Annotated in this window: 27 protein-coding genes and 1 CRISPR repeat array; of the genes, 7 read left to right on the plus strand and 20 right to left on the minus strand. The window is 53.1% G+C overall.

Features of this window, described 5'->3' with window-relative positions; translation table 11 throughout:
- Positions 1-77: 77 nt before the first annotated feature.
- A complete protein-coding gene (gene ygbI, locus EOS97_RS03805; RefSeq protein ID WP_000613178.1) occupies positions 78-842 on the plus strand; it encodes a DNA-binding transcriptional repressor YgbI in 765 nt (254 codons plus the stop codon).
- A gap of 18 nt (positions 843-860) precedes the next feature.
- On the opposite strand, the gene EOS97_RS03810 is transcribed toward ygbI, so the two are convergent.
- The gene (locus tag EOS97_RS03810; protein ID WP_000423343.1) at positions 861-1,265 is read right to left on the minus strand and encodes a MarR family winged helix-turn-helix transcriptional regulator; all 405 of its coding nucleotides are present in this window, start codon (positions 1,263-1,265) and stop codon (positions 861-863) included.
- 170 nt (positions 1,266-1,435) lie between these two features.
- Here EOS97_RS03810 and EOS97_RS03815 point away from each other — a divergent pair, with 170 nt between their 5' ends.
- From EOS97_RS03815 to EOS97_RS03825, 3 genes are read left to right on the plus strand one after another with little or no spacing between them, the layout of a single operon-like run.
- Positions 1,436-2,029 (plus strand): non-oxidative hydroxyarylic acid decarboxylases subunit B, encoded by a 594-nt coding sequence (locus EOS97_RS03815; RefSeq protein ID WP_001237180.1) that lies wholly within the window; start codon positions 1,436-1,438, stop codon positions 2,027-2,029.
- Positions 2,029-3,456 carry a non-oxidative hydroxyarylic acid decarboxylases subunit C gene (locus EOS97_RS03820; RefSeq protein ID WP_000863168.1) on the plus strand — a complete coding sequence of 476 codons (1,428 nt, stop codon included), beginning with the start codon at positions 2,029-2,031 and terminating at the stop codon, positions 3,454-3,456. Before EOS97_RS03815 ends, EOS97_RS03820 begins: the two co-directional genes overlap by 1 nt.
- A gap of 10 nt (positions 3,457-3,466) precedes the next feature.
- Positions 3,467-3,703: a non-oxidative hydroxyarylic acid decarboxylases subunit D gene (locus tag EOS97_RS03825; RefSeq protein WP_000562964.1), complete on the plus strand. Its 237-nt coding sequence runs from the start codon at positions 3,467-3,469 to the stop codon at positions 3,701-3,703.
- A gap of 44 nt (positions 3,704-3,747) precedes the next feature.
- Here EOS97_RS03825 and rpoS read toward each other — a convergent pair whose 3' ends face one another.
- Positions 3,748-4,740 carry an RNA polymerase sigma factor RpoS gene (gene rpoS, locus EOS97_RS03830; RefSeq protein ID WP_000081498.1) on the minus strand — a complete coding sequence of 331 codons (993 nt, stop codon included), beginning with the start codon at positions 4,738-4,740 and terminating at the stop codon, positions 3,748-3,750.
- A 62-nt stretch (positions 4,741-4,802) separates the two neighbouring features.
- Entirely contained in the window at positions 4,803-5,885 is a 1,083-nt protein-coding gene (nlpD, locus tag EOS97_RS03835) for a murein hydrolase activator NlpD (RefSeq protein WP_223149274.1), read from the minus strand.
- Between nlpD and EOS97_RS27045 the strand changes: the two genes are divergently transcribed.
- The gene (locus EOS97_RS27045; protein WP_223148970.1) at positions 5,815-5,973 is read left to right on the plus strand and encodes a peptidase; all 159 of its coding nucleotides are present in this window, start codon (positions 5,815-5,817) and stop codon (positions 5,971-5,973) included. The two genes, nlpD and EOS97_RS27045, sit on opposite strands and share 71 nt — an antisense overlap.
- Before the next feature lie 138 nt (positions 5,974-6,111).
- On the opposite strand, the gene EOS97_RS03840 is transcribed toward EOS97_RS27045, so the two are convergent.
- The 10 genes from EOS97_RS03840 to cysD form a co-directional block, all read right to left on the minus strand.
- Positions 6,112-6,738 (minus strand): protein-L-isoaspartate(D-aspartate) O-methyltransferase, encoded by a 627-nt coding sequence (locus EOS97_RS03840; RefSeq protein ID WP_000253545.1) that lies wholly within the window; start codon positions 6,736-6,738, stop codon positions 6,112-6,114.
- The gene (surE, locus tag EOS97_RS03845; protein WP_001221537.1) at positions 6,732-7,493 is read right to left on the minus strand and encodes a 5'/3'-nucleotidase SurE; all 762 of its coding nucleotides are present in this window, start codon (positions 7,491-7,493) and stop codon (positions 6,732-6,734) included. Before surE ends, EOS97_RS03840 begins: the two co-directional genes overlap by 7 nt.
- Positions 7,474-8,523 (minus strand): tRNA pseudouridine(13) synthase TruD, encoded by a 1,050-nt coding sequence (gene truD / locus EOS97_RS03850; RefSeq protein WP_000134246.1) that lies wholly within the window; start codon positions 8,521-8,523, stop codon positions 7,474-7,476. Before truD ends, surE begins: the two co-directional genes overlap by 20 nt.
- Positions 8,520-8,999 carry a 2-C-methyl-D-erythritol 2,4-cyclodiphosphate synthase gene (gene ispF / locus EOS97_RS03855; RefSeq protein WP_001219244.1) on the minus strand — a complete coding sequence of 160 codons (480 nt, stop codon included), beginning with the start codon at positions 8,997-8,999 and terminating at the stop codon, positions 8,520-8,522. The genes truD and ispF overlap by 4 nt, the downstream gene beginning before the upstream one ends.
- The gene (gene ispD, locus EOS97_RS03860) at positions 8,999-9,709 is read right to left on the minus strand and encodes a 2-C-methyl-D-erythritol 4-phosphate cytidylyltransferase (RefSeq protein WP_000741642.1); all 711 of its coding nucleotides are present in this window, start codon (positions 9,707-9,709) and stop codon (positions 8,999-9,001) included. The genes ispF and ispD overlap by 1 nt, the downstream gene beginning before the upstream one ends.
- A gap of 18 nt (positions 9,710-9,727) precedes the next feature.
- Entirely contained in the window at positions 9,728-10,039 is a 312-nt protein-coding gene (ftsB, locus tag EOS97_RS03865; RefSeq protein ID WP_000517480.1) for a cell division protein FtsB, read from the minus strand.
- Between the two features lie 190 nt (positions 10,040-10,229).
- On the minus strand, positions 10,230-10,553 hold the full coding sequence (locus EOS97_RS03870) for a DUF3561 family protein (RefSeq protein WP_001537530.1): 324 nt from the start codon (positions 10,551-10,553) through the stop codon (positions 10,230-10,232).
- 50 nt (positions 10,554-10,603) lie between these two features.
- Positions 10,604-11,209: an adenylyl-sulfate kinase gene (cysC, locus tag EOS97_RS03875; RefSeq protein WP_001173663.1), complete on the minus strand. Its 606-nt coding sequence runs from the start codon at positions 11,207-11,209 to the stop codon at positions 10,604-10,606.
- Positions 11,196-12,635: a sulfate adenylyltransferase subunit CysN gene (gene cysN / locus EOS97_RS03880; protein ID WP_001092269.1), complete on the minus strand. Its 1,440-nt coding sequence runs from the start codon at positions 12,633-12,635 to the stop codon at positions 11,196-11,198. The genes cysC and cysN overlap by 14 nt, the downstream gene beginning before the upstream one ends.
- Before the next feature lie 9 nt (positions 12,636-12,644).
- Positions 12,645-13,553, minus strand: coding sequence for a sulfate adenylyltransferase subunit CysD (cysD, locus tag EOS97_RS03885; RefSeq protein ID WP_000372384.1), 909 nt, complete (start codon positions 13,551-13,553; stop codon positions 12,645-12,647).
- A gap of 250 nt (positions 13,554-13,803) precedes the next feature.
- Here cysD and EOS97_RS03890 point away from each other — a divergent pair, with 250 nt between their 5' ends.
- On the plus strand, positions 13,804-14,850 hold the full coding sequence (locus EOS97_RS03890) for an aminopeptidase (protein ID WP_000490481.1): 1,047 nt from the start codon (positions 13,804-13,806) through the stop codon (positions 14,848-14,850).
- A 14-nt stretch (positions 14,851-14,864) separates the two neighbouring features.
- Positions 14,865-17,273: a CRISPR direct-repeat array (repeat unit 29 nt; unit sequence CGGTTTATCCCCGCTGGCGCGGGGAACAC).
- A gap of 84 nt (positions 17,274-17,357) precedes the next feature.
- On the opposite strand, the gene cas2e is transcribed toward EOS97_RS03890, so the two are convergent.
- Genes cas2e through casA form a run of 7 tightly spaced genes read right to left on the minus strand, consistent with a single transcriptional unit; the run spans position 17,358 to position 23,245 of the window.
- Positions 17,358-17,651, minus strand: coding sequence for a type I-E CRISPR-associated endoribonuclease Cas2e (cas2e, locus tag EOS97_RS03895; protein WP_000062282.1), 294 nt, complete (start codon positions 17,649-17,651; stop codon positions 17,358-17,360).
- 2 nt (positions 17,652-17,653) lie between these two features.
- Positions 17,654-18,571, minus strand: coding sequence for a type I-E CRISPR-associated endonuclease Cas1e (cas1e, locus tag EOS97_RS03900; protein ID WP_000118674.1), 918 nt, complete (start codon positions 18,569-18,571; stop codon positions 17,654-17,656).
- Complete coding sequence (gene cas6e, locus EOS97_RS03905) at positions 18,571-19,275, minus strand: type I-E CRISPR-associated protein Cas6/Cse3/CasE (RefSeq protein ID WP_000281415.1); 705 nt, start codon at positions 19,273-19,275, stop codon at positions 18,571-18,573. Before cas6e ends, cas1e begins: the two co-directional genes overlap by 1 nt.
- Positions 19,275-20,000: a type I-E CRISPR-associated protein Cas5/CasD gene (gene cas5e, locus EOS97_RS03910; RefSeq protein WP_000666424.1), complete on the minus strand. Its 726-nt coding sequence runs from the start codon at positions 19,998-20,000 to the stop codon at positions 19,275-19,277. The genes cas6e and cas5e overlap by 1 nt, the downstream gene beginning before the upstream one ends.
- Before the next feature lie 9 nt (positions 20,001-20,009).
- Positions 20,010-21,068, minus strand: a complete 1,059-nt coding sequence (gene cas7e, locus EOS97_RS03915; RefSeq protein WP_001537534.1) for a type I-E CRISPR-associated protein Cas7/Cse4/CasC — start codon at positions 21,066-21,068, stop codon at positions 20,010-20,012.
- Positions 21,069-21,090: 22 nt separating this feature from the next.
- Entirely contained in the window at positions 21,091-21,693 is a 603-nt protein-coding gene (gene casB / locus EOS97_RS03920; RefSeq protein WP_000935100.1) for a type I-E CRISPR-associated protein Cse2/CasB, read from the minus strand.
- Positions 21,694-21,709: 16 nt separating this feature from the next.
- Positions 21,710-23,245, minus strand: a complete 1,536-nt coding sequence (gene casA / locus EOS97_RS03925; protein WP_000366314.1) for a type I-E CRISPR-associated protein Cse1/CasA — start codon at positions 23,243-23,245, stop codon at positions 21,710-21,712.
- Between the two features lie 357 nt (positions 23,246-23,602).
- Here casA and EOS97_RS03930 point away from each other — a divergent pair, with 357 nt between their 5' ends.
- Positions 23,603-26,302 carry a CRISPR-associated helicase/endonuclease Cas3 gene (locus EOS97_RS03930; protein ID WP_000192066.1) on the plus strand — a complete coding sequence of 900 codons (2,700 nt, stop codon included), beginning with the start codon at positions 23,603-23,605 and terminating at the stop codon, positions 26,300-26,302.
- Positions 26,303-26,308: the final 6 nt, after the last annotated feature.

Genomic DNA, 26,308 nt, shown 5'->3' on the forward strand with positions numbered 1-26,308 from the left:
GCAATCCTCATAGAACTTCACACGCTGTGACGAGAAATCGCGTAAAATCGCGACAGGACTAAAGAAAGGAGCAGACGTTGATACCTACTGAGCGTCGACAAATCATTCTTGATATGGTGGCGGAGAAAGGCATCGTCAGTATCGCTGAACTGACCGAGCGCATGCATGTATCCCACATGACTATCCGCCGTGACTTACAAAAACTGGAGCAGCAAGGCGCGGTAATCCAGGTCTCTGGCGGCGTGCAATCATCGACTCGCGTGGCGCACGAACCCTCGCATCAGATCAAAACCGAACTGGCGACGCCGCAGAAAGCGGCGATTGGCAAACTGGCCGCCAGCCTGGTACAGCCAGAAAGCTGTATCTACCTTGATGCAGGTACTACCACGCTGGCGATTGCCAGGCAGCTGGTTACGATGAATAAACTTACGGTGGTGACGAATGATTTCGTTATCGCCGATTACCTGATGGACAATAGCGATTGCACAATTATTCACACTGGCGGGGCGGTATGCCGGGAAAACCGGTCGTGCGTCGGTGAAGCCGCAGCGACGCTTTTGCGCGGGCTGATGATTGACCAGGCCTTTATTTCCGCCTCGTCCTGGAGCGTGCGCGGTATTTCAACGCCGGCAGAAGATAAAGTCACGGTGAAACGGGCCGTCGCCAGCGCCAGCCGCCAAAAAATTCTAGTGTGCGACGCGACCAAATACGGCCAGGTCGCGACGTGGCTGGCGTTACCGCTGGCGGAATTCAACCAAATCGTCACCGATGACGGCCTGCCGGAAAGCGCAATTCGGGCGCTGGCCAAAGTGGATATCTCACTGCTGATGGCCAAAAAATAGCGGAGCGGCGCAAGCCGCTTACGTCATCATCTTGCGTACCAGTTGCGTAAACTGTTCGCGTTCTTCAGCGCTCAGTCGCCCCAAAAATTCATCGTCAACGCGATCCCCCAGTGGTATCGAGGCGGCGAGCAACGTTTGGCCCTGAACGGTGAGATAGACAAAACGCCGACGTTTATCCAGCGGATCGTTTTCTCGCTTTACCAGCCCACGATTTTCCATCCGGCTTAACATCTCCGCCAGCGTCGCTTTAGTGCTGACCGCCGCTTCGGTCAGATCGACCTGTTCAATACCCGGATGTTCAGCAATAACGCGCATCACCGCATATTGAGGTTTGGTGAGCTCCGGTAGTTCATGCTGCCAGCGTGCGGTATGTTGCTGAAAAAGTTGGCGTAACAGATGAAACGCGGTGTTTCGTAACTCCATGAGCGCTCCGGATAAATTAACTTTTTCTATCATAACGACTTATGCACGGTTTTTTAATGACGAATGCTTTAGCTAAACGTGCGCAGGCATCGGGAGCGATCTTGTCGCAAAGGCCGTGTGGGCGTATTTTGATCAAAATGTTCGTATACGAACGATATTTGAGGTAAGAAATGAGATTGATTGTGGGGATGACCGGTGCGACCGGCGCGCCGCTTGGCGTCGAGCTACTCCAGGCATTGCGGGCGATACCTGATGTTGAAACGCATCTGGTAATGTCAAAGTGGGCGAAAACCACTATTGAACTGGAGACGCCCTACACGCCCGCTGAGGTAGCCGCCCTGGCAGATTATTGTCATAGCCCGGCCGATCAGGCGGCGACCATTTCCTCCGGCTCATTTCGTACCGACGGCATGATTATTATCCCCTGCAGTATGAAAACACTGGCGGGGGTTCGCGCCGGCTATGCCGAGGGGCTGGTGGGACGCGCTGCCGATGTCGTGTTGAAAGAGGGTCGCAAGCTGGTGCTTGTGCCGCGTGAAATGCCGCTCAGCACGATTCATCTGGAAAACATGCTTGCGCTTTCTCGTATGGGGGTGGCGATAGTGCCGCCCATGCCCGCGTTCTACAACCTGCCGCAAACCGTTGACGATATTATCCAGCATATCGTAGCGCGCGTTCTCGACCAGTTTGGTCTGGAGCATACGCGCGCGCGTCGCTGGCAAGGACTGCGACAGGCAGCAAATTTTTCACAGGAGAATGGATAATGGCATTTGATGATTTGCGCAGTTTTTTACATGCGCTGGATCAGCAGGGACAACTGCTGAAAATCAGCGAGGAAGTGAATGCGGAGCCGGATCTCGCCGCCGCTGCCAACGCAACGGGACGAATCGGCGATGGCGCGCCCGCGCTGTGGTTTGACAATATTCGTGGTTTTACCGACGCCCGCGTGGCGATGAATACCATCGGTTCCTGGCAGAACCATGCCATCTCACTGGGTTTGCCGCCTAACACGCCGGTTAAAAAACAGATCGATGAATTTATTCGCCGCTGGGACAATTTTCCGGTAGCGCCGGAACGGCGGGCGAATCCGGGCTGGGCGGAAAATACCGTCGACGGCGACGCAATCAACCTGTTTGATATCCTGCCGCTGTTTCGTCTGAACGACGGCGACGGCGGATTCTATCTGGATAAAGCCTGTGTGGTATCACGCGATCCGCTCGATCCCGATAACTTCGGCAAACAGAATGTCGGCATCTACCGTATGGAAGTTAAAGGCAAGCGTAAGCTGGGTCTGCAACCAGTGCCGATGCATGATATCGCATTGCACCTGCACAAAGCTGAAGAGCGCGGGGAAGATCTGCCGATTGCGATCACGCTGGGTAACGATCCGATCATTACCCTGATGGGCGCAACGCCGCTGAAATACGATCAGTCAGAGTATGAAATGGCAGGCGCGCTGCGTGAAAGCCCCTATCCTATCGCCACCGCGCCGCTGACCGGTTTTGATGTGCCGTGGGGATCTGAAGTCATTCTTGAAGGGGTCATCGAAAGCCGTAAACGTGAAATTGAAGGACCGTTCGGCGAATTTACCGGCCACTATTCCGGCGGTCGCAACATGACCGTGGTGCGTATCGATAAGGTCTCTTACCGCAGCAAACCCATTTTTGAATCGCTCTATTTAGGTATGCCGTGGACAGAAATCGACTACCTGATGGGGCCGGCGACCTGCGTGCCACTGTATCAACAGCTGAAAGCCGAATTTCCGGAAGTGCAGGCGGTAAACGCCATGTACACCCACGGCCTGCTGGCCATCATCTCGACCAAAAAACGCTACGGCGGCTTTGCCCGCGCGGTGGGCCTGCGAGCGATGACGACGCCGCACGGTCTGGGATATGTGAAGATGGTGATCATGGTCGATGAAGATGTCGATCCATTCAATCTGCCACAGGTGATGTGGGCATTGTCGTCGAAAGTGAATCCGGCAGGCGATCTGGTACAGCTACCGAATATGTCCGTCCTGGAACTGGACCCGGGCTCAAGCCCGGCGGGGATTACCGACAAGCTGATCATTGACGCCACCACGCCGGTTGCGCCAGATAACCGTGGTCACTATAGCCAGCCGGTTGTTGATTTACCGGAAACTAAAGCCTGGGCTGAAAAGCTGACCGCCATGCTGGCCAACCGTAAATAAGGAGTAACCGATGATTTGTCCACGCTGTGCCGATGCACATATTGAACTCATGGCGACTTCGCCGGTAAAAGGAGTCTGGACGGTATATCAGTGTCAGCATTGTCTGTATACCTGGCGCGATACCGAACCGTTACGCCGTACCAGCCGCGAACACTATCCACAAGCGTTTCGCATGACGCAAAAAGATATTGATGACGCGCCAATGGTGCCGAGTATCCCGCCGCTGCTGGCAGAAGACAAACGGTAAAAAAAAGGCCAGTCGACAGACTGGCCTTTTTTTGACAAGGGTACTTACTCGCGGAACAGCGCTTCGATATTCAGCCCCTGCGTCTGCAGAATTTCGCGCAGACGGCGCAGGCCTTCAACCTGAATCTGACGAACACGTTCACGCGTAAGACCGATTTCACGGCCTACATCTTCCAGTGTCGCAGCTTCATATCCCAGCAGACCGAAACGGCGCGCCAGCACTTCACGCTGTTTGGCGTTCAGTTCGAACAACCATTTGACGATGCTCTGTTTCATATCGTCATCTTGCGTGGTGTCTTCCGGACCGTTCTCTTTTTCATCGGCCAGGATGTCCAGCAACGCTTTTTCGGAATCACCGCCCAGCGGGGTGTCTACCGAGGTAATGCGCTCGTTGAGACGAAGCATACGGCTGACGTCATCAACCGGTTTATCCAGTTGCTCTGCAATTTCTTCCGCACTCGGTTCGTGGTCCAGTTTATGCGACAACTCACGTGCGGTGCGCAGGTATACGTTCAGCTCTTTAACAATGTGAATCGGCAAGCGAATCGTACGGGTTTGGTTCATAATCGCCCGTTCGATTGTCTGGCGAATCCACCAGGTTGCGTATGTTGAGAAGCGGAACCCGCGTTCCGGGTCAAACTTCTCGACTGCACGGATAAGCCCCAGATTGCCCTCTTCAATCAGGTCCAGCAACGCCAGTCCACGATTGCCATAACGGCGGGCAATTTTTACCACCAGACGCAGGTTACTCTCAATCATGCGACGGCGAGAAGCGACATCTCCACGCAGTGCGCGACGCGCAAAATAGACTTCTTCTTCGGCTGTTAACAGTGGTGAATACCCAATCTCACCAAGGTAAAGCTGAGTCGCGTCCAACACACGCTGTGTGGCCCCTTGCGATAACAGCTCTTCTTCAGCCAGGTCGTTATCACTGGGTTCCTCTTCACTCAAGGCTTTTTCGTCAAAAGCCTCTACTCCGTTCTCATCAAATTCCGCGTCTTCATTTAAATCATGAACTTTCAGCGTATTCTGACTCATAAGGTGGCTCCTACCCGTGATCCCTTGACGGAACTAGCAAGTCAAAGCCTGGTTCCGCCGCTTTATCGCTGCGGTAAATAACGCAGCGGGTTTACGGATTTCCCCTTGTAACGAATTTCAAAATGCAAGCGTGTAGAGCTGGTGCCGGTGCTACCCATAGTAGCGATTTTTTGCCCCGCCTTAACTTCCTGTTGTTCCCGGACCAGCATCGTATCATTATGGGCGTAGGCACTCAGGTAATCATCGTTATGTTTGATGATAATAAGATTACCGTAACCACGCAGTGCGTTACCGGCATATACGACGCGCCCATCAGCGGTTGCGACGATAGCCTGTCCCTTACTGCCTGCAATGTCGATCCCTTTATTGCCCCCTTCGGAAGCGCCAAAGTTTTCGATCACTTTGCCATCCGTCGGCCAGCGCCATGCGGAAATCGGCGCGCTGGTTGACGTACTGCTTGCATTTGGTTCGGTCGTGCTTACCGTTGGTGCCGTTACAGGCGCTGTGACAACCGTCCCAGCAGGCTTGTTGTTTGGCAACATTTTGTTAGCACTTTGTTCACCTGAGCCCTCAGAATACGTAATTGTTGGTTGAGACGCAACTGCAACGGTGGAATTTTGTGCAGACCTGGTCACAACTCCTTGCTGTGCTGCATCCGCCTGGGTGATCGCATTTCCGCCAGTAATTGGCGTACCGGATGCGTTACCAACTTGCAAAGTTTGCCCTACATTCAGGCTATACGGGGCAGAAATACTGTTTCTCTGGGCCAGATCGCGGAAATCGTTCCCGGTAATCCAGGCGATGTAAAAAAGCGTATCACCCTTTTTCACGGTGTAAGTACTGCCACCCGTATAGCTACCTTTCGGAATATTCCCATACTGGCGATTGTATACGATTCGCCCATTTTCCATCTGCACGGGCTGTTCCGTGACCGGTTGAGTTTGCATGGGCTGCGTTACAGGACGCTGAACGGGTTGAATTTGCGGCGCTTGTTGCGGCGTTTGTTGCGTCGTCGCGCCCATTTTTGGCGGCGGTGTGATCAACATCCCGGAATTGGTATTTGATGACGAACCACTGTCCACAGACGTGACCGGCGCCGGAGGGTTTGACGAACTGGTACAACCTGCCAGCCATAGTGAAACCAGTGATAGTGCCGCAATGCGACTAACGGTGAATTTTGGGCTTCCCGCGCTCATTTATCCCCCAGGAAAAAATTTGGTTAACAACCAGTGACGTAAGAACCGTGCAACGCATTAAGTGAACACGGGAAAATGTGTTCACGATACGCTTAACCCACCGGGAATAACCAGGAAAACTCCAGGTATTCGTTTCGGCTTCATCAGGCGTAAGAGTGGGTGTTTGCAGGGCAAACTAGGCCAGCTCTCCCTTGACTAACGGGACGAAGCGAACGGCCTCCACGGTATCGATAATAAATTCGCCGCCCCGGCGACGCACGCGTTTCAAAAACTGCTGCTCATCGCCCACAGGCAGAACAAGAATGCCGCCTTCATCCAACTGTGCCATGAGCGCGGTAGGAATTTCCGGCGGCGCGGCCGTCACAATGATAGCGTCAAACGGCGCACGCGCCTGCCAGCCTTGCCAGCCATCGCCATGACGGGTAGAAACATTATGTAAATCGAGCTGCTTCAGGCGGCGGCGCGCCTGCCATTGCAGCCCCTTAATCCGCTCAACGGAGCAAACGTGATGTACCAGATGCGCCAGAATCGCCGTCTGATAGCCGGAACCGGTGCCAATTTCCAGCACCCTGGATTGCGGCGTCAGTTCGAGCAGCTCCGTCATTCGCGCCACCATATAGGGCTGCGAAATCGTCTGACCCTGGCCTATCGGCAAAGCGATATTTTCCCAGGCCTTATGTTCAAACGCTTCATCAATAAATTTCTCGCGCGGCACTGCGGCAAGCGCATTAAGCACCTGCTCATCTCTGATGCCCTGCGCGCGCAATTGTTCAAGAAGAGCCTGTACACGTCCACTTACCATTGCGTGCCAACTCCCACGCTGTCTAACCAGTCTGAAACCACATCATGCGCGCTGTGCGCGGTTAAATCCACATGCAACGGCGTGACGGAGACGTAGCCTTCATCCACCGCCGCGAAATCGGTATCCGGCCCGGCATCGTATTTATCGCCCGGCGGGCCAATCCAGTACAATGTATTACCGCGCGGATCTTCCTGCGGGATTACTTTATCCGCTGGATGGCGGCTACCACAGCGAGTCACGCGGATGCCTTTAATCTGCGCTAACGGTAGATCCGGGACATTCACGTTGAGAATACGCCCGGTACGCAACGGCTCCCGGCTTAACCCTCGCAAAAGCGCGCAAGTCACGGCTGCAGCCGTATCATAATGCTGATAGCCGTTAAGGGAGACCGCTAATGCCGGAAAGCCGAGATGACGACCTTCCATCGCCGCGGCGACTGTACCGGAATAGATCACATCATCGCCCAGATTCGGACCCGCGTTAATACCGGAAACGACAATATCCGGACGCGGACGCATTAAGGCATTAACGCCCAGATAGACGCAATCGGTCGGCGTCCCCATCTGTACGGCGATATCGCCATTATCAAAGGTAAAAGTACGAAGCGAAGATTCCAGCGTGAGGGAATTAGACGCGCCGCTGCGGTTACGATCCGGGGCTACGACCTGTACATCAGCAAACTCACGCAGCGCTTTCGCCAGCGTTTGTATACCGGGCGCGTGAACCCCGTCATCGTTACTCAGCAATATGCGCATAATCACCCATTGTGTTGATCAGTTCCCTTACTACGCTGGTGGCAAAACTGCCTGCGGGCAGCCAGAAACGTAACTCGACGGTAACGTCATCCCACCAGTTCCAGCTTAATTGTTGCGGATAAAGCAGCATCGCTCTGCGCGACGCCTCTACTTTTTCGCGCAGCAACAGCGATTGCAACACCGTTTCCTGGGCAATGGCATCTTGCTCAAACGCCAGCGCCGCACGCTGTGTTCCCCACTCTCCGCTGCCCGGCAACGATGCTGTAATCATCAGCTCTTTTTCGTCTACCCGGCGCTGCAATTCAGGCAGTTCTTCAGATGTCGCGACGAACCAGCTTCCACGCCCCGCTAATTGTAGCGCATCGCCGTCAACAACTTGATTAAAGTCTGGTTTCTTCAGCCGCTGGTGAACAATTTGATTAAACAACGCGCTACGCGCCGCCGACAACCAAAAACTGCGTTTATTGCGATCGCGCACCGGCGCGTTACTTTGCGCCCAGCGCAGCGCGCCCTGCAAGTTGCTGCCGCCAATGCCGAATCGCTGTGCGCCGAAATAGTTCGGCACGCCGCCATCGCGAATCGCCTGCAATCGTGTTTCGACATCGCGGCGATCGCTTATTTCACGCAACACCAGCGTAAAGGCATTGCCTTTCAGCGCGCCTAAACGCAGCTTACGCTTGTGACGCGCGTATTCCAGCACTTTACAACCTTCCAGCTGAAAGGCGCTGAAATCGGGCATCTCTTTCCCCGGCACGCGCGCGCACAGCCACTGCTCGGTAACGGCGTGTTTATCTTTTTGCCCGGCAAAGCTCACTTCGCGAGCGTGAATTTTCAGGAATTTCGCCAGCGCGTCAGCGACAAAACGGGTATTGCAACCGTTTTTCAAAATACGCAGCAGAATGTGCTCGCCTTCACCATCCGGCGTAAAGCCTAAATCTTCAACCACCACAAAATCTTCCGGATTCGCTTTCAGCAATCCGCTACCTTGTGGTTTTCCGTGCAGCCAGGTGAGATTGTCAAACTCTGTCATTTCGCCGCCTTCATCAGCAACGCGACCGCTTCGCAGGCAATGCCTTCTCCGCGTCCGGTAAATCCGAGCTTTTCCGTCGTCGTCGCCTTCACGTTAACGTCATCCATATGGCAGCCGAGATCTTCGGCGATAAAGACGCGCATTTGCGGAATATGCGGCAGCATTTTCGGCGCCTGCGCAATAATGGTGACATCCACGTTGCCGAGGGTGTACCCCTTGGCCTGAATACGACGCCAGGCTTCACGCAGTAGTTCGCGGCTATCCGCTCCCTTAAATGCCGGATCGGTATCCGGGAAGAGCTTGCCGATATCGCCAAGCGCCGCCGCGCCCAGCAGCGCATCGGTCAGCGCATGTAACGCCACATCGCCATCGGAATGCGCCAATAGCCCTTTTTCATAAGGGATACGCACGCCGCCAATAATAATCGGCCCTTCTCCGCCAAACGCGTGTACGTCAAAACCGTGTCCAATTCGCATTATGCTTTCTCCTGGTGGATGGTTCGGGTCAGATAAAATTCCGCCAGCGCCAGATCTTCCGGACGGGTGACCTTGATGTTATCCGCGCGACCTTCTACCAGCGCCGGATGAAAACCACAATACTCCAGCGCTGACGCTTCGTCGGTGATGGTCGCGCCTTCATTCAGCGCACGCGTCAGACAATCGTGCAAGAGTTCGCGGGGGAAAAACTGCGGGGTGAGCGCGTGCCATAAATCGGCGCGCTCTACGGTATGGGCAATAGCGTTTTTCCCCGGTTCGCCGCGTTTCATGGTGTCGCGCACCGGACTGGCGAGGATACCGCCGACCCGGCTGTTTTCGCTGATGGTCAGCAACCGCGCAAGGTCATCCTGATGCAAACAGGGTCTTGCCGCGTCGTGCACCAGCACCCACTGCGCCTCTGCAACGGCCTGTAACCCGGCCAAAACGGAATCAGCGCGTTCGTTGCCGCCATCCACAACGGTGATTTGCGGATGATCCGCCAGCGGAAGTTGGGCAAAGCGATGATCGCCAGGACTGATAGCAATAACAACGCGTGTCACCCGAGGATGCGCCAGCAGCGCATGAACTGAGTGCTCCAGAATGGTTTTATTACCGATTGAGAGATACTGCTTAGGACATTCTGTTTGCATTCGGCGGCCAAATCCGGCAGCCGGCACCACGGCGCAAACGTCCAATAAAGTGGCTGCCATGTTAAATCCCTGGATGGTTTATCGATGAGTTTGCCCCGCCGTTGCCGCGCGTTTTGAGGCGTCAGGCACCAGACGATAGAAGGTTTCGCCCGGTTTGGTCATGCTAAGTTCGTTGCGCGCGCGCTCCTCAATCGCTTCCTGGCCGCCATTGAGATCGTCAATTTCGGCAAAAAGCTGATCGTTACGCGCTTTAAGTTTGGCGTTTGTCGCCTGCTGCGCGACCACATCATCGTTGACGCGGCTATAGTCATGTATGCCGTTCTTACCGAACCACAGCGAGTACTGTAGCCAGACCAGTAAAGCCAGCAACAGCAGCGTTAGTTTACCCATCCTGCCCCCTGAAAAACGGCATCATCATCCCATAACGTCCTCTGTGACTCCACATTCAGGACGGGATTGCCGCGACAACGCCGGCAAATGTACCACATTTGCCGGATGTTACGTATACCCGAGTAAGGAGAACATAATCTCATTGTTGGTTACGGTTTGAATTATGACCGGAGGCGCAGTGATAACCCGTCTACCCTAATAGCCATATAAATAACGCGCCGAACAGCGCGCCTACGGCCAGTAGAGTAAACATAATGCTAAAAAGTATTTTGCCCTTTACCAGCAGATGCAACGCAATGCCGATAATCACTGATACCGGCATTAACGCGAGGAAAAAGGGCCAGGTATAGAGGAAAAAAAACAGCGTGTTAGGGCCATAAAGCAGAAAAGGGATCCCCAACGCCAGCAGCCATGACACAAAGCCGACCACCGCCCCCGGAAATGCACTGGTGGCGTCATCGTCGACCATGAAGGCGTCTGACCTTGTGAAAGTAATGTTATGGCTATTACGCATATTAAATCCTGTAACCTTGACCATACCGGGCATACAAGCCCGGTGGTGTCTCAGGATCTGATAATATCGCGCCGTCTCAGCAGGTCTAATAATTGGGAAACCAAATTTGTTACTAATTGTTCACCATTAAGATGAACCTGGGGCGAGTCAGGCGCTTCGTAAATGGCGTCGATGCCGGTAAAGTTACGCAACTCGCCCGCGCGCGCTTTTTTATACAATCCTTTAGGATCGCGCTGTTCACAGATAGCCAGCGGCGTATTGACATAAATCTCGATAAAACGATCGTGGCCGACGCGCTCTTTTACCAGTTGCCGCTCGGCGCGGTGCGGAGAAATAAATGCCGTCAAAACAATCAGGCCGGCGTCCGCCATCAGACTGGCCACTTCGCCTACCCGCCGGATATTTTCCTGACGATCGGCATCGCTAAAGCCTAAATCACGGCACAAACCGTGGCGCACATTATCGCCATCCAACAGGTAGGTACTGACGCCACGCTGATGTAACGCCTCTTCCAGCGCGCCGGCCACCGTTGATTTTCCCGAACCGGAGAGTCCGGTAAACCACAGCACCACGCCACGGTGGCCGTGGAGCTGTTCACGAGCGGCGACAGTAACGGGATGAGAGTGCCAGACCACGTTCTCATCATGCAGCGCCATGTTTATCTCCCAGCAAATCGCGGGCGTCCCAGTGCGGAAAATGACGGCGTACCAGCGCATTCAGCTCCAGCTCAAACGCACTGTATTCCACGGGCGGCGTCGCTCCGCGTTCGTCCAGTTCCCGCACCATGCCAGCGCCCACGGTGACGTTAGAAAGTCGGTCGATAAAAATCAGCCCGCCCGTCACCGGATTTTGCTGATAAATATCCAGCGCGAGCGGCTCATCGAATGTCATCTCTACCAGACCAATACCGTTTAACGGCAGACTCTCGACGTCTCGTTGGGTCAGATTGTTGATATCAATCTGATAGCGAATAGCCTCGATACGCGCGCGGGTTTTCTTGCCCGCGAGTTTAACGTCGTAGCTTTGGCCCGGCGCCAGCGGCTGTTCCGCCATCCATACCACGTCGATCGCGGCGTGCCGCGCAGGTGCCAGCGTCTCGTTTGCCGCCAGCAGCAGATCGCCGCGGCTAATATCAATGTCGTCGTTGAGTACCAGGGTAATGGCCTCGCCCGCACAGGCTTCTTCTTTGTCGCCATCAAAAGTGACGATACGCGCCACGCTGGATTCCACGCCAGACGGCAGCACTTTAATGCGCTCTCCGACTTTGACGCTACCAGACGCCAGAGTGCCGGCATACCCCCGAAAATCAAGATTCGGGCGATTGACGTATTGTACCGGAAAGCGCATCGGCTGACGGTCTACCGCACGCTGTATGTCTACCGTTTCCAGGACTTCCAGCAGCGTCGGACCGCTGTACCAGCGCATATTCGCGCTCTGCGCGGCGACATTATCCCCTTCCAGCGCCGAAAGCGGGACAAAGCGAATATCCAGATCGCCCGGCAACTGTTCAGCAAAGGTCAGGTAATCTTCACGAATACGGGCGAAGGTCTCTTCGCGGTAGTCAACGAGATCCATTTTGTTGATTGCCACCACCAGGTGTTTGATCCCCAACAGAGTGGAGATAAAGCTATGGCGACGCGTCTGATCCAGCACGCCTTTACGCGCGTCGATCAGTAGGATCGCCAGATCGCAGGTGGACGCCCCGGTCGCCATATTACGGGTATATTGTTCATGGCCCGGCGTGTCGGCGATAATAAATTTTCGTTTTTCCGTGGAGAAATAGCGGTACGCGACGTCAATAGTAATGCCCTGCTCACGCTCGGCCTGCAGCCCATCTACCAGCAGCGCCAGATCGAGTTTTTCTCCCTGCGTGCCATGACGTTTACTGTCATTATGTAGAGAAGAGAGCTGATCTTCATAAATTTGCAGGGTATCGTGCAGCAAACGACCTATCAGCGTACTTTTACCGTCATCAACGCTGCCACAGGTTAAAAAACGCAGCAGGCTTTTGTGCTGTTGGGCCATCATCCAGGCTTCGACGCCGCCTTCATTGGCGATTTGTTGTGCAAGTATGGTGTTCATGGCGGCTCCTTAGAAATACCCCTGACGTTTTTTAAGCTCCATCGACCCCGCCTGATCGCGGTCAATCATCCTCCCCTGGCGCTCGCTGGTGGTAGAAACCAGCATCTCTTCGATAATTTCCGGCAGCGTTTGCGCGTGGGATTCCACCGCCCCGGTGAGCGGCCAACAGCCAAGTGTACGGAAGCGCACCATCCTTTTTTTGATGACTTCGCCAGGCTGGAGGTCGATACGATCGTCATCCACCATCATCAACATGCCGTCACGTTCCAGAACCGGGCGTTCAGCAGCCAAATACAGCGGCACGATGTCGATGTTTTCCAGCCAGATGTATTGCCAGATATCCTGCTCTGTCCAGTTGGAGAGCGGGAAGACGCGTATACTTTCGCCTTTATTAATCTGACCGTTATAGTTACGCCACAACTCTGGCCGCTGATTTTTCGGGTCCCAGCGATGGAAACGGTCACGAAAGGAGTAAATACGTTCTTTCGCGCGGGATTTTTCCTCATCGCGCCGTGCGCCGCCGAACGCGGCATCAAAACCGTACTTATTCAGCGCCTGCTTTAACCCTTCGGTTTTCATAATGTCGGTGTGTTTAGCGCTACCGTGAACGAACGGATTGATGCCCATCGCCACGCCTTCCGGATTTTTATGTACCAGCAATTCGCAGCCGTATGCGTTGGCGGTACGATCGCGAAAGGCGTACATCTCACGGAATTTCCAACCGGTATCAACGTGCAATAGCGGGAACGGCAACGTACCCGGATAAAACGCCTTACGCGCCAGATGCAGCATGACGCTGGAGTCTTTACCAATGGAGTACAGCATGACCGGATTAGCGAATTCCGCTGCCACTTCACGGATAATGTGGATACTTTCCGCCTCCAGTTGCCGCAGGTGGGTGAGTCGTTTTTGATCCATAACCGTTCCTTTGCAATACCGTTTTTTGCTAAACATTTCGATTACACGACTATAGGGAGCGCAGGAGAGTGAATGAAATGACGAATTGGAATGAGTAGTTCCTCAAAGGAATAACGCGGCCCAAAAACCAATATCAAAAAATGCTTAACGTACCGGATTGCCAGCATTTAGGAGCAAATGAAATTGTATTAACACGATCGCGGTTTCATACTAGCCACGTAAAATTTTGTTCTGTATTTAAGGACTCATTATGTTTTCCGCAACGCGCCGCTTTGCCGTCATTCTGGCGCTCGGCGTAGGCTTTATCCTTCCTGCACAAGCAGCATCACCAGGGCCTGGTGAAATAGCGAATACTCAGGCACGACATATCGCCACCTTTTTTCCCGGGAGAATGACGGGCTCCCCCGCCGAGATGTTGTCTGCCGATTATTTACGCCAACAATTTACCCAGATGGGATACCAAAGCGATATTCGAACGTTTAATAGCCGATTTATTTATACCACGAAGGATAATCGCAAAAACTGGCATAACGTGACGGGCAGTACGGTCATCGCCGCCCATGAAGGGCGCGTGCCGCAACAGATCATCATTATGGCGCATCTGGATACGTACGCTCCGCAGAGCGACGCTGATGTCGATGCCAATCTGGGCGGTTTAACGTTACAGGGAATGGATGATAATGCCGCGGGATTAGGCGTTATGCTGGAACTGGCGGCGCGTCTGAAAGATATACCGACCCATTACGGGATTCGTTTTATCGCCACCAGCGGGGAAGAAGAGGGAAAGCTAGGCGCGGAAAATTTACTCAAACGAATGAGTGACGCTGAGAAGAAAAATACGCTGCTGGTGATTAATCTCGATAACCTGATTGTTGGCGACAAGCTCTATTTTAATAGCGGGAAAAATACGCCTGAAGCGGTGCGTACACTGACCCGCGATCGGGCATTAGCGATTGCGCGCCGTTATGGTATCGCCGCCAACACCAATCCGGGACGCAATCCATCCTACCCCAAAGGAACGGGTTGCTGTAATGATGCGGAGGTTTTCGATAAAGCGGGAATATCGGTGCTTTCTGTTGAGGCGACGAACTGGAATCTGGGTAAAAAAGACGGATACCAGCAACGCGTGAAAAATGCCTCCTTCCCGAACGGCAATAGCTGGCACGACGTACGGCTTGATAATCAACAGCATATTGACAAGGCGCTGCCAGGGCGGATTGAGCGCCGTAGCCGCGATGTAGTGCGGATAATGCTGCCGTTGGTAAAAGAGCTGGCGAAGGCGGAAAAAACGTCCTGATATGCTGGGGAAACGTGTTTATCCCCGCTGGCGCGGGGAACACCCACCAAGCCCCTTAGCAGCCCACTGGAGCACCGGTTTATCCCCGCTGGCGCGGGGAACACATAAACAGCGCCCAGATGATCGCCCAGTTGCCCGGTTTATCCCCGCTGGCGCGGGGAACACGATGATGCCAATAAAATGCAAAAAACGTGGCGCGGTTTATCCCCGCTGGCGCGGGGAACACGGTTGGAGCGGATGGTATCCCGGTTATAACCCCGGTTTATCCCCGCTGGCGCGGGGAACACGAAAGGTACGGCAAAGAACAGTGGCTGACTGGCGGTTTATCCCCGCTGGCGTGGGGAACACCCTGCGGGATGTCCACCGTACCGCCGACAGGACGGTTTATCCCCGCTGGCGCGGGGAACACGGAGCAGCTCGGGTAAGCAGACTGTTGTCAATCGGTTTATCCCCGCTGGCGCGGGGAACACATGGCTGGCCGTCATCATGCCGTGGTACACCCCGGTTTATCCCCGCTGGCGCGGGGAGCACATTGATTCAACCGGAAACGGACTAATTGAGATCGGTTTATCCCCGCTGGCGCGGGGAACACTCGGTAAAATGCTGCCCGATACTATTAAACCACGGTTTATCCCCGCTGGCGCGGGGAACACACGCCGCTGAGTGGTGGTAGCGGCGGCCCGGACGGTTTATCCCCGCTGGCGCGGGGAACACTTATCCGCGAGGCCAGTGCGGCCGCGCGTGGGCGGTTTATCCCCGCTGACGCGGGGAACACATTTAATACCGGCGTCTGTCGGAACTAATTGTCCGGTTTATCCCCGCTGGCGCGGGGAACACTTCAATACCGTTGTGAGTGGAGATCAAACGAACGGTTTATCCCCGCTGGCGCGGGGAACACGTCGGCGCTCCGCACAAAAGAGACAGGATCTTCGGTTTATCCCCGCTGGCGCGGGGAACACGCCATTTTCATTACTGACCGCTATCGGCATCCCGGTTTATCCCCGCTGGCGCGGGGAACACGTATTTTTGCGGGATCAATGTCGGCTCGAGCACGGTTTATCCCCGCTGGCGCGGGGAACACCCCGATCACCGAATCCAATTGCGCCGTCTGCGCGGTTTATCCCCGCTGGCGCGGGGAACACGCTCGTCAATGTTGCCAGCGTTTCATTACTGGCGGTTTATCCCCGCTGGCGCGGGGAACACGCCGTATCAGCGATCTGCTGTTAGAACACGAACGGTTTATCCCCGCTGGCGCGGGGAACACTGGGGAAAAACCCCGACCAGTTTTGCGAGGCGCGGTTTATCCCCGCTGGCGCGGGGAACACGCTGATTAATCGTGATCGCCAGCGGTGCGGCCCGGTTTATCCCCGCTGGCGCGGGGAACACACAATGCAGAAATGCAGGCGGTACAGACCATGCGGTTTATCCCCGCTGGCGCGGGGAACACCAGGACAAATTCAACCTGCTCGTTTGTCAGCCCGGTTTATCCCCGCTGGCGCGGGGAACACACCCTGCCGTATCGTACGAATCAGATGATGCACGGTTTATCCCCGCTGGCGCGGGGAACACAGCCGCTGGTGTGGCGGGACAAGAAAAATCTCCGGTTTATCCCCGCTGGCGCGGGGAACACGGCAGCACAGCATAAGGAATGCTGGTTTCAACCGGTTTATCCCCGCTGGCGCGGGGAACACGTCAATTGGAACATACTTTGAGCCGTTCGGTACGGTTTATCCCCGCTGGCGCGGGGAACACAACATCTGATGTCAGCGCCGTTTCAATGGTCCCGGTTTATCCCCGCTGGCGCGGGGAACACGGGAGTCCCGGGCGATCCTCCCAAATTTTAACCGGTTTATCCCCGCTGGCGCGGGGAACACACAGGTATAGGTCGTTGATATCGGCAAGCTGGCGGTTTATCCCCGCTGGCGCGGGGAACACATTTCGGATCGCAGCTTGCTGACGGTGATGAACGGTTTATCCCCGCTGGCGCGGGGAACACATTCCCGCGTCGTGGTGTTTGTTGAACTGGCCCGGTTTATCCCCGCTGGCGCGGGGAACACGCGTGTCGAGAAAGAGGCTCAATTGCGTGAGGCGGTTTATCCCCGCTGGCGCGGGGAACACAGGACGGCAGTACCGTTAAGGGATATCGAACTCGGTTTATCCCCGCTGGCGCGGGGAACACTCCGTGCCGGGTTGATTGAGGCTCCCGATGTGCGGTTTATCCCCGCTGGCGCGGGGAACACAGACCGAGACCGAGACCGGGCAGGGCGTAGCGCGGTTTATCCCCGCTGGCGCGGGGAACACAATACCAGGAGTAACAACGGATGAGTCGGTGTCGGTTTATCCCCGCTGGCGCGGGGAACACATTGGTGTCCCAAGTCGCATATCGGAAATTGCCGGTTTATCCCCGCTGGCGCGGGGAACACTCTAAATCTACCCAATTGAATTTAAATACTTTTTTAGCGCACAAAAAACCCACCAACTTTTCCTAATTTTTAAAGATCTCTAACTTATTGATTTTCAACAGGTAGAAACGACACCAATCGCAGTCCATCAAGATCTACCGGAATACGTCGATTTACACCAAAAGTCTGAAACTCAAAACCTGATTCTGTATTTGTCGCCCACGCCATAACAACATTTCCCTCATCTGCCAGAACGGAAACCTGTTGCCATATCATCTCGCGGATCTTTGCGGAAACATCACCAACATACACACCAGCTCGAATTTCCAGTAACCAGACGGCCAGCCTCCCCCGCAGACGAGGAGGAACATTTTCGGTAACGACAACCAGCATACTCATCGTTAGGTACTCCGATGACCGGAATCTCCCAACGCAACAGGAAGAGGGATCGCTATGGGTTGTGAATCTTCAGGAGGTAACGGCGGTTGAATTTCCCCTGCCGCGAGAACATCTTCAATAAGAGGAATCAATTTCGCCAATGTTTTTCCACTGCGGAAGATATCCCGGCAGGCAATACGGACATCACGATCGGGCTCGGCAGGATTACGTCGCGCAATTTCAAATGCTTTCGGTACAACGGTCTCAAATTTAATGATATCGGCAATATCATAGACAAAAGAAAGCGGCTTGCCGGTGTGCACAAATCCAATCGCGGGTGCATATCCGGCAGCCAGTATTGCCGCCTCCGTTACGCCATAGAGGCAGGAGGTTGCCGAGCTGATACACTGATTAATGACATCGCCTTTCTCCCAGTCTTTCGGATCGTAGCGACGTCCCTGCCATTTCACGCCATACTGTTTAGCAAGTAGTGCATAGGTTGCCCGCACACGGCTCCCCTCAATACCACGCAATTGATCTACAGAACGACGGCTCGGCGCGGGTTCGCCAAAACGTAATTCAAACATTTTACGCACGACCTTCAGCCGCAAATCTTCATCCAGTGCAAGTTTCGCCTGATAAAGCAATTTGTCGGAACGGGCACCACCAGGTTGCCCCGAAGCGTAAACGCGTACGCCCGCTTCCCCCACCCACACCAGTAACGTACCCACCGTTGCCGCAAGTCGCACGGCGGCATGGGAAACCCGCGTCCCCGGTTCCAGCATGATGCAGGCCACCGATCCAACAGGAATATGGGTACGTACACCCGTTTTATCGATAAGCACAAACGCACCGTCGATCACATCTATTTGTCCGTACTGGAGAAATATCATCGAAACACGGTCTTTCAACGGGATGGGATTCAGCGGCAGCCAGCTCATCAGCGTTTCCTTTTTACCATCAGCATTCCGCAGCCCAGCGCTTTACTTTTACCTAATCCGGAAAATAAAGCCTGTTTAAACAGTGCTGCATCGGTGATACAGAGCGCACCGCTAAAATCAACGCTACTGAAAGTGATTGGGGTTTCCTGGTCTTTACGGACAAAACGATGCTGCTGATACGCTTGCACGCATCCACAATGCGCCTGCAATTTACTGTACTCGTCACCAGCCCACATAGCGAAATCATCAGGTTCCGGTGCAATCAACCGGAAACCATGCTGCTGCCCTTGTTGTTCCAGCCACGCCTGCGCGGCCTGCTGTTGAAGCTCCCACCACCGTTCTTTCTCCACACCATTCGCCTTCGCCTGATGTTTCGCGTTCATCATCACGTCACTGCGCTTACCGTTACGGGTTATCACCGGGTTAGCTCGTAGTTGAAAATCAAGCTCAAGACCATTTGTCAGTTGCGGATTAAATGGTTTGGTTTCAATAAGAAACAGGGAGTGCTGCAATAACGGCGGTATTGCCGAGAGCATAAAAAAGCCGCCATGCGCCTCTTCGCGAAACAGAAACTGACGCAATTCCTGTTCCGGAAAGAGCTGCCATAACCACTGGTGGCTGGCATAAGGCCTGGCTGAATTCCACTTTGCCAACATCTCCGGTCGCAAATTATTAAACCGGAGTTGAATACGAGAAAGATACATTATGTTCTCTCCTGCAACGGCCCATTGAAGCGGGTGTAGCCGCCAAACTGCCAGCGTTGGCGGCTAACTGGCTGGTTATTGCTATGCTGCTTTTGTTGCCAGACCAGACTCTCCTCATCAGGATCATCCCAATAACAAATGCCCTCACGCAGGGTAAATCCACTTAATTCCGCTGCGGAAATCTCCTCCACAGCATGGGTGAATACCTCTTTTAAGGTGCCGGTCATTAAACGCGCCGCTAACGGTAACGCCAGCGGGCAGGATTTTCTCCCCAGATAGAGCGGAAAATGCGGTGTCAGCAGCGCCTCTCGCAATTCGCTAAGCGAATGTGGTGCATCAGGCGTGGCGCTTATTGCCACATGCCAGTAGCCGTCGCAGCGATATTCTCGCTGCGAGATAAGCGTCCCCACTTCATCCGGCGCGAGAGTCAGTTCATCCCGGCGCGTGTAATAACGATACTTTTTGTTTTCTCGCGGCGCGCTAACCGTGTGATAATCCCGCAACCAGCGATCTTGTGAAGCCAACGCGTGCACCGCCAGATGATAGTGCCGGTTAAAGTTATTCAGCCGCGCTTCTTCGTCGCGACGAATTCCTAACGCTGCGGCAAGCAGACCCAATAGCGCAGAGCGCGTGGGAACCGTAGCTGAGTGGCGAATCTCGCCAGACGCTTCTTCCCCCCACGACGCCAGCGGCGCATAGAGCTGAAAAACCAGATATTCCTTCATTATTCATCCTTACTGGCTAACAAAGGCCAGTAATTCCGCCAGAGATCCCGTACCTTCCTGAACGTTCAACTCGCGATAATCGTCTGCACAGTTTCCGTATACGCTATCGAAGCTGGCGCGCTGCTGTTTTAAACGGGTTATTGCCGCAGGAATTTGATCGGTATCGCGTACCGGCTGGAAAAATGCCGCCGCCAGAGAACGCGGTTGTTTTTGCCCGACTTCGGCCAACGCATAGGTGGCATAGGCACGAGAAGCGAAGCTGTTTTGTTTACCGGTTGGCGAGACGGTTAACGCTGTTTCAGTGAGTGCCGCGATAGTACGCTTCGCCAGTTCTTCGTTACCACCCAGGTTTTCCACCAGCAGATCGCGGCTGATACAGACATAGGTATAGAAAAGCGCCGAGGCAAAACCCTGCTCGCCCATATGCCCGGAACCTGCGTCTTCCTCTTTATTATTCAGATCGTCAACGGCGGTGAAAAAATCAGACTCAACGGTCACGGCACTTACGCCCAACGCATGGGATACCTGACAAGCAGCCTCGACGTTGAACTCAGGCGATGACGCCAGCATACGGCCAAACAGCGCCATATCTACGCTACGCTGCTCTTTGCGCAACAACTCCACTTCTTCATCGTTAGGTTCGCGTTTGTCGGCAATTAGCGTATCAACCAGTTGCTTAATCAAACTAATTTCATGGTTACTGACGTGAACGATCTGCTCAATTTCGAGATTTTTTTCCGGTTTCGCATCTTTATCACTTTTAAGCTTGCCAAATTGCTTAGCGATTAACTCAGACGAACTCTTAGCAATTTTTTCTTCAATTCCGGCATCTTTCATCGGACGATAAACATAATCCACGCCAATTCGACGAGTACGCTTACCCATAAAACCATCCATTGCCGCTTCAAAAGTTTCCGACACCCGCCAGGCACGCTTCAGACTTTGCGACGATACGCGTAAACGCTCAACTCCTCCCATAAACGCGGTCTTCGGTCTGCCAGACTCATCACGATTCAGGTTAGCGGGCGCATAAGCAGTCAATAAATGCAGTTGAATAAAAGTTGTCATTATCAAATCCTTCTAAAAATGATTATTTGCCACGCGACGTGGAAAGATATTCGTTCGCCCAACGGATGCGATTTCGTTCAAAGGGGTTACGGAATTCCGGCTGATGGTTTTCGCGTCGTTGCCACTCTTCCATCCACAGGAAAATGCCATCGGCAAGTGAAAGAACATTCACCCCCTCCGTACCGCGAATCTTCACTGCCTGAATCAACAACTGGCAAAATGTTTCCGGGTCGGACGCTTTTTGCAAACGTTCAAAACGCAGACCAGAAACGCACGACGTGGAACCTTTAAGCTTTTCCCCTAACTGCGCAGCGAAACTAATATTCGCCTTATGACTCTTAATATGCACAGCGACGCTGACAAACAGAGCCAGAGCCATCTCATCAAGAGGTTGCAGTCGCATATGTTTAAGCAGCGCCTGGCGGAGAGCGTCATGCCCTTCACATATCATTACGCCATATGGCGGCACCATTCTTTTCAACTCAGCCCGCCAGGCGCGACCGTTGACTCGTTTACCATCCTTGTGCTCATAACGCTCAGACAGCGTAGCAAACCAGTCAAGTAGCGCCTTCTGCGCATCGGGGTGGAGAATTCTGCATAACGCTGCGGTATTGCTGTTCAGCATATTTGGCTTCCTTCTGTTATTCGACCAGCGCCAACACATCCTTGCGCGCTTTATGTTTACGATAGCTGCTGGCTAAATCCTGTCGGGCCGTCAGCTGGCGCTGCAGGATATCGTCCGGGCAGTCGGGGTTGGTCAGGGCATCACGGTCAAAAACGTGAAATAGATAGTGTGCTAATTCCGCCTCCCACTGACTTACTGCGTGGCGAGTCTGCGTATCCTGCCGAAGCGGATCGACAGCCAGCGCCTCTTGCAACGCCCGAAAAGCGGGTTCGGTTTCCTGCCAAAAGGCGATATCCACCATACTGAAATCCATTTTGGCTTCTTTCGGACAATCGAATTTGGCGCTCTTTAACGCGTTCCGTAACAGCGACAGCGACTCACTAGCCAGCACCAGCACAATGTTAAGCACAGCGAGAAATTGCTCTTCGTGCGAAACGCTAATGAGCGGAATACGGTGCTGATACCAGCAGCGGACCTTGGCCTTATCCATATCCCAGGCAAAGCACCACAGGCTCATTTTGTTCCGCTGACCAGCGGCACGAACGACCTTTGCAGGCTGCATTTTGTTGAACTTATCCTCACGATTGAGCATCAGCCCCAACCAGTCTTTATAACTTAACCCGCCCGGCTGCCCTTTAAACGCCAGCCAGGGTGCGGATGGATCTTTCAATGCCTGCCGATATGGGGAGAAGGGATGTAGCCAACTGTCGTACTGAACGCCATAATTTTTACTACGCATTTGCAGTAGCAGTGATTCGTGATGCTCCCCGCACAAATCGCAGATACCTGCCACAGTGTGGGTGAAATCCAGTTCTATGCGCCGCGGCATCCCCCAGTAGGCTTGCAAGGGGTGCGCATTATCCGGTGTGACCACATTCCCCGCTTTTTCGCTGGTTTTCGTCGGCGCAAGCCAGGGAAAAATGAGTGGATGCTGTGTAACATTCGGCGGCTCTTCCTGCGGCAAAACGTTAAGCCAAAGTTTTTTCCATAGTGGATATTTATCTTCTTCCTGCGGTACCACCAGCGTAGTCAGCGGACCACCGCCGCGCATCCCTACCCGGTAACCCGCCCCGCCGGCAGGTGAATTGGTTTGAATCGCAAATAGCGCTATCGCCGCGCAGTGAGGACATATTTGTTCTACGTTGCCACGTTTTACAAAATGATCTTTATTGAGCTTGAGCGCATTCCCGCCCGGCGCATCCACCAGCAGCCCGGCAATAGAACCATATTCACTATCGAGAGGATCAAAACTTTGCAGGAAGGAAGGTTTTTGCTCGCCGAACTGTAGAGCCAGAGAAATCGTATTTAACGCCTTCTCCCATTGTTCGAATTCGATACTTTCATGCCAGATATCTGCCCATTCTTCTTTATCTTCCGGCGCGACGGTACATTGTAAAATACCAATCAGCATTTGCCATGCCGCCCCCTGAAAATCGGGCCGGGGGTATGCAAGATCCTGAATGCGGTTATCCAGAAGATCGCGTAATGATATTCTCGTTTTTTCGCCGTTTGCAAATATGACAGGAAGCCATTTCTCTTTGGTTAAATCCATACCTTTACTCCTGCAGGGCTATTTATTAAGCCAATTTGGAATATTACCTACCTATAGGTAGGTTCCGTCCTGAGGTATCTCTTAAATACTGTCATCGGAGTTATACTACATTTTCTCGAAGACGAAAATATAAATAAAAAGTAGATACAGTCTTAAATCAGACTATGTATTTTTTATAGTTATCTGTTATCTTTAATACGTTCCCTAAAATTATGGGATAAACCGTAGATACAGTCTTAATAGCGCAGCGTTCCCCGCGCCAGCGGGGATAACCTAATCCAGACAAAAAAACTGGCCAATTACCCGTATCCCAATTTATTATCGATTTCATTGTAATCCCCCTGCTACAGGAAAAAGATGACACAGATAGAATATCTGGACTACCTCTGCTATTGGGGGAAAACTGATAAATCAACAAAAAACATAATCTGTAATTATCATTTACTGGCATACCATTGCCTGGACGTTGCTGCATGCGGGAAATACATAATAAAAAACAATATATTCAATTCATGTAATATATTAAAGGAATGTAATATCTCAGGTACAAATGCAGAAAACTGGATAATCTGGTTTCTTGCCAGCCACGATATCGGAAAATTCGCCAGAGGATTTCAAAAATACGCCGAATTCCCAAACTCTCTCTTAGTCTCTCCCGTTAGCGGTGTTTCCGCGTTTGAGAGACATGATTCCTTAGGCTTCTATTTATGGGGTAAATTATTTGAAGCGTGGAGTTCAGGCAGTAATGAAATTATCGCAGGTATTGAACCAGAAAATCGCGCCAGGTTTGAAAGCGCTTTAAATAGCTGGATGCTTATTAGCACCGGGCACCATGGCATCCCGCCGGACACCATGAAAAACAGAAGCTCGCTAGCATTCACCGATGAAGACATTGTCGCAGCAACGCATTATCTGGAAGCATTAAGTGAATTATTTCCTTTCACTCTACCTCAGGAGTGGAAAACCAAAGCAGGGAGAAAATGTTTAAAACAGCACAGTTGGTTTTTCGCTGGGCTTGTCACCCTTGCCGACTGGATGGGCTCGGATGAAAGCCAGTTTCCACTGCTCAGCAGCGCCATGCCATTGAAAGATTATTGGCCTCTCGCTTGTGAAAAAGCCCAACAGGCCATCCTCCGAATGCCGCCGTTATCTCAGCACAGCCATTATCAAGATCACCGGGCATTATTTCCGTTCATTCAGACGCTCACCCCTCTTCAGCAACGGGCAAGCGAACTGGATATTTCAGCACCCGGTGCACAGCTGGTTGTCCTGGAAGACGTTACCGGAGCAGGCAAAACAGAGGCCGCGCTGATTCTGACTCACCGTTTAATGTCAGCCAATAAAGGCCACGGTCTCTACGTTGGGTTGCCGACAATGGCCACCGCAAACGCCATGTATCAGCGCCTGGCATCGGCTTATCATGCGCTATTTACCGATGAGTCCAGGCCATCGCTCATCCTGGCACACGGTGGGCGAGAAATGTCGGACTCTTTCCGACAATCCATCTGGCAGCCAACAGAAAATCTAGCTGAAGATTATGCCCGTGATGATGGCAACGCGACTACTGAGTGCCATACCTGGTTTGCAGATTCACGCAAAAAAGCGCTGCTGGCGGAAGTCGGCGTAGGTACGCTGGATCAACTCTTAATGGCGGTGATGCCTTTTCGCCATCAATCGCTCCGATTGCTAGGGATGCGCGACAAAATCCTGCTGCTGGATGAAGTGCACGCCTATGATGGTTATATGGTTAAATTGCTGGAAGGTTTATTGCGCTTCCATGCCGCCCAGGGCGGTAGCGCTATTATTCTGAGCGCCACTCTTCCCGCCGCTTTACGGGAAAAATTACTTAATGCGTTTAGCGATGGCGCGGGATTTATGAGCGCTGGTGGTAGCGATAACGCGGGTTATCCATGGTTAAGCCACCTCACTTCCTCCGGTCTGTTAGAGCAACCACTGGCCACACGTCCCGAAGTCCAAAGGACTGTAGCCGTTAATTGGATACAGCAGCGCCAGGAAGCACTGGACATTATTTATCGCGTTGTGGCAACCGGACAGTGCATTTGTTGGATCCGCAACACGGTTGATGATGCGCTGGACACTTACCAGCAGTTGCTACACGAGGGAATCGTTCCAGAGCAGGATCTTTTGCTTTTCCACAGCCGTTTTGCTTTTATCGATCGTATTGCTATTGAAAATAAAACGTTAAACTGGTTTGGTAACAATGCCCCCGTTTCTGAACGACGTGGTAAGGTATTAATCGCCACACAAGTCGTTGAACAAAGTCTCGATCTGGACTTTGACTGGATGATCACCGATCTGGCGCCGATTGATTTATTGATCCAGCGCGCCGGTCGCCTGCAACGCCATATCCGCGATGCCCATGGGCAACGAAAATCTACGCTTCCGGATGAACGCCAGCCACCAATATTGCATATTCTGGCCCCTCACTGGCAGGAGCAGGCAGAAGAGGGCTGGTTGGGGCAAGAGCTAAAAGGTACCGGCTTTGTTTACACCGATCATGCCTGCCTGTGGCGTACCCAGGCGCTGCTGCGTCAACATGGTGAGATCCGTATGCCGGATAATGCCAGAGCACTCGTTGACGGCGTATACGAGCAGAAAATTGCTGCGCCAGCAGGCTTGCAGACGATCTCTGACGTTGCCTTTGGCAAAGTCCTTAGCCAACGTTCAGTGGCTGCGCAAAATTTATTACGTTACGATCTCGGTTACGATCGAGAAGCCAGCGACTTTTTATGGGATAAAGATAGAGAATTTTCTACCCGTCTGGGTGAAGAGAGTGTTGATGTTTATCTCGCCAGAAAAGACATTGATGGACAGCTACGCCCTTTAGTTGATGAAATAGATTTCTGCTGGGAAAAAAGTCGCTTATCCGTCCGAAAATCATGGTGGCAAAAAAATTCTGGTACATTCCAATGTCCAGATGAGGAAACATTAGCCTGTTTCAGAAAACGCCACCATCGCCCTTCCGGACAGATCGTGCTGGTATCTGATGCCGGAGAAGCTAGCTATTACAGTAAACGTTTTGGATTGGTTGGATAACGGGTA

The sequence above is a fragment of the Salmonella sp. SSDFZ54 genome (assembly GCF_004010735.1).
GTDB lineage: Bacteria > Pseudomonadota > Gammaproteobacteria > Enterobacterales > Enterobacteriaceae > Salmonella > Salmonella enterica.

Bases quoted from the DNA above. Each gene is read 5' to 3' on its own strand.
- EOS97_RS03810 (WP_000423343.1), bottom strand. From the start codon at position 1,265: ATGGAGTTACGAAACACCGCGTTTCATCTGTTACGCCAACTTTTTCAG.
- EOS97_RS03815 (WP_001237180.1), top strand. From the start codon at position 1,436: ATGAGATTGATTGTGGGGATGACCGGTGCGACCGGCGCGCCGCTTGGC.
- EOS97_RS03820 (WP_000863168.1), top strand. From the start codon at position 2,029: ATGGCATTTGATGATTTGCGCAGTTTTTTACATGCGCTGGATCAGCAG.
- EOS97_RS03825 (WP_000562964.1), top strand. From the start codon at position 3,467: ATGATTTGTCCACGCTGTGCCGATGCACATATTGAACTCATGGCGACT.
- rpoS (WP_000081498.1), bottom strand. From the start codon at position 4,740: ATGAGTCAGAATACGCTGAAAGTTCATGATTTAAATGAAGACGCGGAA.
- EOS97_RS03840 (WP_000253545.1), bottom strand. From the start codon at position 6,738: ATGGTAAGTGGACGTGTACAGGCTCTTCTTGAACAATTGCGCGCGCAG.
- surE (WP_001221537.1), bottom strand. From the start codon at position 7,493: ATGCGCATATTGCTGAGTAACGATGACGGGGTTCACGCGCCCGGTATA.
- truD (WP_000134246.1), bottom strand. From the start codon at position 8,523: ATGACAGAGTTTGACAATCTCACCTGGCTGCACGGAAAACCACAAGGT.
- ispF (WP_001219244.1), bottom strand. From the start codon at position 8,999: ATGCGAATTGGACACGGTTTTGACGTACACGCGTTTGGCGGAGAAGGG.
- ispD (WP_000741642.1), bottom strand. From the start codon at position 9,709: ATGGCAGCCACTTTATTGGACGTTTGCGCCGTGGTGCCGGCTGCCGGA.
- ftsB (WP_000517480.1), bottom strand. From the start codon at position 10,039: ATGGGTAAACTAACGCTGCTGTTGCTGGCTTTACTGGTCTGGCTACAG.
- EOS97_RS03870 (WP_001537530.1), bottom strand. From the start codon at position 10,553: ATGCGTAATAGCCATAACATTACTTTCACAAGGTCAGACGCCTTCATG.
- cysC (WP_001173663.1), bottom strand. From the start codon at position 11,209: ATGGCGCTGCATGATGAGAACGTGGTCTGGCACTCTCATCCCGTTACT.
- cysN (WP_001092269.1), bottom strand. From the start codon at position 12,635: ATGAACACCATACTTGCACAACAAATCGCCAATGAAGGCGGCGTCGAA.
- cysD (WP_000372384.1), bottom strand. From the start codon at position 13,553: ATGGATCAAAAACGACTCACCCACCTGCGGCAACTGGAGGCGGAAAGT.
- EOS97_RS03890 (WP_000490481.1), top strand. From the start codon at position 13,804: ATGTTTTCCGCAACGCGCCGCTTTGCCGTCATTCTGGCGCTCGGCGTA.
- cas2e (WP_000062282.1), bottom strand. From the start codon at position 17,651: ATGAGTATGCTGGTTGTCGTTACCGAAAATGTTCCTCCTCGTCTGCGG.
- cas1e (WP_000118674.1), bottom strand. From the start codon at position 18,571: ATGAGCTGGCTGCCGCTGAATCCCATCCCGTTGAAAGACCGTGTTTCG.
- cas6e (WP_000281415.1), bottom strand. From the start codon at position 19,275: ATGTATCTTTCTCGTATTCAACTCCGGTTTAATAATTTGCGACCGGAG.
- cas5e (WP_000666424.1), bottom strand. From the start codon at position 20,000: ATGAAGGAATATCTGGTTTTTCAGCTCTATGCGCCGCTGGCGTCGTGG.
- cas7e (WP_001537534.1), bottom strand. From the start codon at position 21,068: ATGACAACTTTTATTCAACTGCATTTATTGACTGCTTATGCGCCCGCT.
- casB (WP_000935100.1), bottom strand. From the start codon at position 21,693: ATGCTGAACAGCAATACCGCAGCGTTATGCAGAATTCTCCACCCCGAT.
- casA (WP_000366314.1), bottom strand. From the start codon at position 23,245: ATGGATTTAACCAAAGAGAAATGGCTTCCTGTCATATTTGCAAACGGC.
- EOS97_RS03930 (WP_000192066.1), top strand. From the start codon at position 23,603: ATGACACAGATAGAATATCTGGACTACCTCTGCTATTGGGGGAAAACT.